Raw genomic sequence first — 6560 nt, 5'->3', positions numbered from 1 at the left:
GCACGACGCGCTGCGCGGCCGGCTCATCCGGTGCGCGCAGCGCGTCGTGCTCAGCGGGTGCCATCGTTGGATCCTACGAGGCGGGCGCGGGTGGGGACCGGTGCGTCGAGGGGCAGGGCGCGTCGGGCGGGGTCGTAGCCCAGGTGGCCACGGGTCGCGACGAGCAGCACCACGGCGGCGATCGTCGACGTGATCGTCAGGCCGATCATCAGCGTGCCGGCGGTCATGCTCGGGTACATCTCAGGGAACAGGGTCGAGATCGTGTTGTTCACACCGACGTGCAGCAGCAGGGCCAGGGGCAGGCTCTCGCGGGTCTTGTTGAACACCTGGATCATCACCACGTTGAAGGTGATGGTGAACAGGGCGAACACGACGGGCTCGCTCCAGTGCGCGTTCGGCCACCCGCCCCAGTCGCTGAGGTACAGCGGCATGTGCCAGAGCGCCCAGATCGGACCGAGGATCGCCGCCGCACCCAGGCCCCCGAAACGGTGCTGCAGGCGGGGCAGGGCGAAGTCGCGCCAGCCGGGCTCTTCACTCAGACCGGTCGAGAACAGCTGGATGATCAGTCCGGGCACGAGCATGGCGAAGGCCAGGGCCGAGGGAGCCCGCACGTCACCACCGGCGAACGGCAGCGCGGACACGACGATCAGGGCCGGCACGACGACGAGCGCCAGCGCGTACCAGTACCAGGCGACCCGCCAGCGGAACAGTCGCCCCACCCAGCGGCGCAGGCCCGCGCGACCGTCGGCGACCGCCGTGACGATGAACGCGCTGCCCAACGGGCCGAGGAGCGCACCGGGCAGGACGCCCGTGAACTGACCGCTGCCCAGGACCTCGGGGAAGTGGATGTCCCACACACCCATGCCGTGCGGGGACAGGATGTACGGCACCCACGCGAGCCAGCTCAGGCCGAGTGCCATGGTGAAGAAGGACACGAGCGGGTGCCGGGCGATGAGGCCGCGGACACCCCCTCGGTCGCGGGCTGCGGTGCCGGCGGGAGGCCGGACTTGGGTGGTGTTCGTCATGCAGACGACGCTAGGAATCATCACGCCCGGGGACGACCGGCTTCGGGACGCACCTGCGGGAGTTCCATCGAAGGATGCAGGTGCTCGTGGTCGTGTCCGGGCTCGTGCTCGTGTCCGGGCTCGTGCTCGTGTTCGTGTTCGTGCTCGTGGTCGTGTCCGGCGCTCCTGAACACGCCGTCGTCTTCGTCCGACGCCCCCTGATGCGCGAGACGCCGCCGAATCCGGAGGCGTCTCGAGCGTTCGGCGGCGTCTTCGCAACACGCCGTCGTCTTCCGAACCGACTCGCCCGCACGACGCCGGCGTCTCGCGGGTCCGTTCAAGCAGCGCGCTGTGCGGCCACGTGGGCCAGGACGACGGGGTCCTCGCAGCCGCGGGCGAACCCCAGGATGCGCCGGTCGATGTCCCGCTGCAGCACCAGCACGCCGATTCGCTCGGCGATCGGCGCGAGCCACTTCGGCCGGCACGTGAAGTTGTAGCGCCAGACCGCGAGCGTGTGTCCGGGCTGCCCCTCGGCCGCCGTGAAGCGCCAGCCCCCGCCCATGCGCTCGAAGAACCACGAGCCCTTCGTCATCTTCATCCCCACGTTCGACGGCGGGTGGTACGAGACGTACTCGCTCTCCATCGCCAGCCCGAACCGCTGCACCGTGTACGTCCGGACGCCCTTCGCCGGCACGGTGGCCCCGTCCATCAGGTGCTGGCGGCGGATGAAGGGGTCCCAACGCTTCCGGATCGCCCCCTGTGTCTGCGAGACGGCGAAGGCCACGTCGGGCTCGACCGGGACGACGCAGCGGGACTCGACGACGGGCATGAGTCATCCTCGCACGTGGCGGTCGCGCGGGCCTCCCCCACGCGGCGGACGTCAGGCCCGGTGCCGACCGGCACCGGGCCTGACGTCCCGCGATCCCGCGGGCCTGCGGTCAGCGCACGCGCCGTCGACGCCGCAGCGCCACCATCGCGGTACCCGCACCGAACAGGAGCACCGCCGCGATGAGGCCCGGCAGGAGCGAGGCACCGGTGAACGCGAGGTCTCCGCTGCCCGTCCCGATGCCGTTCGTACCGCTCGTACCGGCCGGGCTCGTGCCGTCCGGCGTCAGGGCACCGGGAGCCGCTTCGTTGCCCGGGCCTCCGGCTGCGCTGCCGCCGCCCTGCCCGCCATTCCCGCCGTTCGCGGGCGGATCGACCTTTGCCGTGGTGACCACCGCTGCCGACACGTCGGCTGCCAACCCGGCGGGGTCGCTCAGGTGCAGCGCGGTGACGGTCCGGTCCCGCCCGCGGGTCCGCTGCTCGTTGAGCACGACCTTCCCCAGCCCGCCGGGCAGGGCGATCCGGGTGTTCGCCCGGATCGTGCCCGCCGGGATGGTGGTGCCCGCGATCTGCCCACCCGCGGTCGTCACGGTGGCACCGCCGTGGGTCACCCGGACACGGACGTCACGGAGCTCGCCGGCGATGCTCGTGCCCGGGTAGAGGACGACCCGTTCGAGTCGGACCTCGCCGCGGTCACTCGCCGACCGCACCGTGACCCCGTCGACACGCAGCTGTCCGGTGGCGCCGTCCCCGGCCTCGTCCGCCCGCTCGGTCACGGTGGTGCCGTCGGCGGCGGGCGCAGCGACGGGTTGTGCCGGGACGTCGCTCGGTCCGGATGCCCGGAGCGCGAAGGCGTGCCAGCGTGCGATGGCCGGGTCGTGCGGCTCCGGTGTCGGCGTGGTGCCGCCCCCTCCCGGGGTCGGGTCCGGGGCGGGCTGCGCCGCCGCCAACGTCACCTGGCCGAGCAGCACGTCGGGGTGCGTCCCGGTCAGGTCCTCGTAGCGGAGCGCCGTGAGCGTGACGGTCCCGTCCGGGTTCTCGGTCCGTTCGCCGATGTGGACGCGGACCCGTTCGGTCCCGTCCGGGGCGAGCCCCGTGTACAGGTCGGTGGCGGTGTTGATCCACACCCCGTTGACGAACACGGCGTTCGACTCGTCGTCGAAGGAGACCGTCATCGTGCCGGCCGCCGTCACCTCGGCGTGCAACCCGTTCACGCGGAGTGCCGGCCAGCGGTAGGCGGCGACGGGGTCGGTGGCCTCGTCCGGGATCTGCTCGAAGTGCCCGACCGAAATGGTCGCGGTGTCGCCGTCGTCCCCGATCGCCGCCGTGACGTCGGTTGCCCGGGCGGGGTAGCCGGCGGTCGCGTCGATGCGGGCGGCGGAACGGTGTTCCCCGGCACTGGTGATCCGCGGCTGCGGGGCGACCAGCGCCGTACCGTCCGTCCCCCGGACGCCCACCCCGAAGGCGGCGGTGACCCGAGCGTCCGTCGGGCTGCTCGCCCTCGCCGGGATCGTGACGGCGCCGAGCCGCACGTCGGGGTGCGCCCCCGTCAGGTCGCGGTAGTGCAGCGCGGTCAGGGTCGTGCTGCCGTCCGCGTGCACCGTGCGCTCCCCGAAGGCCACGCTGACCCGCTCCTTGCCGTCAGCGTCGACGCCGGTGTACAGGTCGGTGGCGGTGTTGATCCACACCCCGTTGACGAACACCGCGTTCGACTCGTTCGCGAAGTCCACGGTCATCGTCCCCTCCGGCGTGAGGTGGGCGTCGAGGCCGTACACGCGCAGCGCTGGCCAGCGGTACTCCGCGACCGGGTCCGAGGCCCGGTCGGGGATCTGCTCGAACGAGTCGAGGTGCACGTCCGAAGTACCGTCCGCCGCAGTCGAGACGGTGACCCCACGTGCGGTCGACGGGGAACCGTCGGCAGCGTCGACCCGGTCGGCGGTGCGCTTCGCGACGCCGGTCACCGTGGGCTGCCCGTCGATGAGCACGGTTCCGTCCGGGGCAGTCACCTGCACACCGCTGACGCTCCGGGTGGCCAGGGCGTCGCCGTGGGCCGGGGTCGGCTGCGGCGCGGGATCAGGCGTCGGAGCCGGGGTCGGGGTGGGCGTCGGCGTCGGCGTCGGGGTGGGTGCCGGCCAGCGGTCACCCGCCGCGCAGGAGACCGATCCGGCACGGACGCGCCAGATCTCGGAGGCACCGGCTTCGGCGTCGATGCGGAGCGCGACCGTCGTCGTGGTGCCGTCGGCGGCCGTCGTGGTGCTACCGACGACGACCTTGGTGGCGCCGTAACGGGACTCCGGCAGGTCGCGGCTCCACCCGGGCGTCGCGGTGGCCTCGGTGGTGACGTCGTCGCCGTCGATGGTCAGGCGGTCGAACGACACCGCGGGGGTGCCGCCGGGAGTGCACGCGGCGCGGAGTCCGGTGAACACGACGGGGGGACGATCGCGCAGGGTGAACTCCCCGCTCGCGATCGTCGAGGTCGCCCCGTCCGGGCCGGCCTCCGAGCGCAGACCGCTCGTGCGGGTGGTGTTGAGCTTCAGGACGTCCTGCGTCGTGTCGACCCGGGCCACCGTCGGGTCGCCCGAGTCCCAGCGCACGGCCGGGGTCGGTGCGGTGAGCGTGCCACCGTCGATGTCGGTCAGTTCGACGCCCGACGCGGCGGCGAGGGTGGCGCCGTCGGCCGCGGTGTCCGCGCTGGCCGGCAGCGCGAGCATGGGCGCCACGAGGCCGATGCCGAGCAGTGCCGAGGCCGCGAGCGCGATGACGGAACTGGTGCGTGGACGATCGGTCATCGGCGGGCCTCCTCGGCGAACGCGGTGAAGAAGGCGCGGCCGGCGGGGACGCCGACCCCGGTCACGTCGTCCCAGCCGGGTGCGGACCGGAGTCCCTGCCGACCGGTGTCCCAGAGGAACAGGGTCTCGGGCCACAGCGCTCCGGCATCGGGCCCGCGCGGCGACCAGGTGGCAGCGGAAGCGGGGCGGACGTCGCGGACGGCGTCGGTCCCGAGCATCTCGTAGAGCATCGGCGTGACGAGCCCGATCCGGACCCCCGTGGCGGCCTTGGCCATGGCGACCATCGAGGCGACCATCGGGGTCGCCAGACTCGTGCCGCCGTGCGTGACGTAGCCGGTCACGCCCTTGTGTGGCCCGTACACGACGAAGCCGGTGTTGGGGTCGCCGATCGACGCGACGTCGGGGACGAGTCGCCCGGTCCCCGGTTCGTCGAGCAGCTGGCGCTGCCACGTCGGTCGGCCGTAGACGTCGGACTGGCCGCCGCCGGCGCCGTACGCGAAGCCCGGCGGGATGAGGGCACCGTTGCGCGCGAAGCGGGTCTCGGTCTCCCAACCAGCCTCGACCGCGACGGAACCGTCACGGGCGAGCCCGGTGCTGGTCGCTCCGACCGCGGTCACGTACGGGCTGGACGCCGGCGACGACACGTCGGGGCCGGAGTCGTGGTCACCGACGGCGCTGTTGTCGCCGTCGTTGCCAGAGGACGCGAACACCGAGATGCCCCGGGCCCCCGCCTCGACGAGCACCCGGTTCAGCAGCGTCCGGTCGTCCGCGGTGTCCAGGTCCTCGGTGGACCCGAACGACAGGCTGATGACGTCCGCACTGCCGTGTTCGACGACGTCGAGGATCCGCGAGAACAACGAGGTGGTGCTGCAGTCGTCGGCACCCCAGTACTCGATGTCGGCGTCGGGGGCCATCGCGTGCACCGCCTGCACGTCGAGGTGCTGCTCCTCTGTCCAGCTCTGCGGCCCGCCGCAGCGGGAGGTGTCCGGCGACGCCGGAGCGTGGTGCTGGTACTGCCCCGAGCGGAACGGCTGGGCGCCCGCCGCCCGGAAGTAGGTGTCCGTGTTCGCTTCGACGTCGGGGTCGTCGTAGGCGGCGACGATCGCTATGGTCGCGCCGCGTCCGGTGTACCCGGCCGGCACGTCGTGGACCTCGCGCAACTGGGCCGGCTGGTACCCGCACAGCGCGTTCGATCGGTGCGTGACCGGCACCGATGCGGGCCAGTCCGTCGTGAGGCGCTCGCCCCACCATGCGGCGCACTGTCCGTCGTCGGCCAGGACCGGCGGTCGCGGGACGGTCTCACCCGGTGCCGGGGTGGGTGCCGCCGCTGCTGCAGTGGTCGTCTCGGTCGGTCGGACGGCGTCAGAGTCAACGGCTCCGGACACGCCGACGACGGCGGTCAGCCCGCGTGGCACGGCGAGGGCGCGGACCGGTGCCACGGCGCTCTGTCCGGCGACGTCCCACCGCGCGAAGGAGGTGTGGAAGGCGTCCGCGATGCGCGCGGCCGTCCCGCGAACGGGCAGGGATGCGATCGAGCGCTCGACGGGGCCGACGTGGAGCCCGGCACCGCGCAACCAGGTCGCCACGGCCGGGGCGCGGTCGAGGTGCACGGGGTCGAGGAGGACGGTGAGGGACAACTCGTCGGCGGTCACCGGGTCGCCGCGCTCGGCGTGTGCGGTCCAGGCGGGGACGGAGTCCGCGAGCGGTCGGTCGGGCGAGGGCGGTGCGGGGCGCACGAGGAGCGTGCCGGGGATGATCACGGCGAGCGCGAGCGCACCGATGAGGAAGCGTGGACGCATGGGTTCCTGGTCTGCTGAGAGGCGGGGACGCAGCGCTGCGCGCTGCCACAGCGACCTTACATGCAACTGATAATCGTTATCACTCGCAGGACACGAGCAGTCGGGACAAACGGGAGGCCCGGTGTCAACTGACACCGGGCCTC

General features: G+C 72.9%; 4 protein-coding genes. All 4 read right to left on the bottom strand.

The features are described 5' to 3' along the window. Positions 1 to 50 precede the first annotated feature (50 nt). The 4 genes from BOSE127_RS11655 to BOSE127_RS11640 all read right to left on the bottom strand — a co-directional run bounded on the left by BOSE127_RS11655 (position 51) and on the right by BOSE127_RS11640 (position 6417). The gene (locus BOSE127_RS11655; RefSeq protein WP_159557280.1) at positions 51 to 1025 is read right to left on the bottom strand and encodes a CPBP family intramembrane glutamic endopeptidase; all 975 of its coding nucleotides are present in this window, start codon (positions 1023 to 1025) and stop codon (positions 51 to 53) included. A gap of 316 nt (positions 1026 to 1341) precedes the next feature. Then, the gene (locus BOSE127_RS11650; RefSeq protein ID WP_017886316.1) at positions 1342 to 1833 is read right to left on the bottom strand and encodes an SRPBCC family protein; all 492 of its coding nucleotides are present in this window, start codon (positions 1831 to 1833) and stop codon (positions 1342 to 1344) included. Between the two features lie 109 nt (positions 1834 to 1942). Then, the gene (locus tag BOSE127_RS11645) at positions 1943 to 4618 is read right to left on the bottom strand and encodes a hypothetical protein (RefSeq protein WP_042539132.1); all 2676 of its coding nucleotides are present in this window, start codon (positions 4616 to 4618) and stop codon (positions 1943 to 1945) included. Continuing rightward, a complete protein-coding gene (locus BOSE127_RS11640; RefSeq protein ID WP_017886317.1) occupies positions 4615 to 6417 on the bottom strand; it encodes a S53 family peptidase in 1803 nt (600 codons plus the stop codon). The genes BOSE127_RS11645 and BOSE127_RS11640 overlap by 4 nt, the downstream gene beginning before the upstream one ends. Positions 6418 to 6560 lie beyond the last annotated feature (143 nt).

This window comes from Curtobacterium sp. 8I-2, from assembly GCF_902506155.1.
GTDB lineage: Bacteria > Actinomycetota > Actinomycetes > Actinomycetales > Microbacteriaceae > Curtobacterium > Curtobacterium poinsettiae.
The sequence above is the reverse complement of the archived record's forward strand: the minus strand, read 5'-3'. Positions and strand labels throughout refer to the sequence as shown.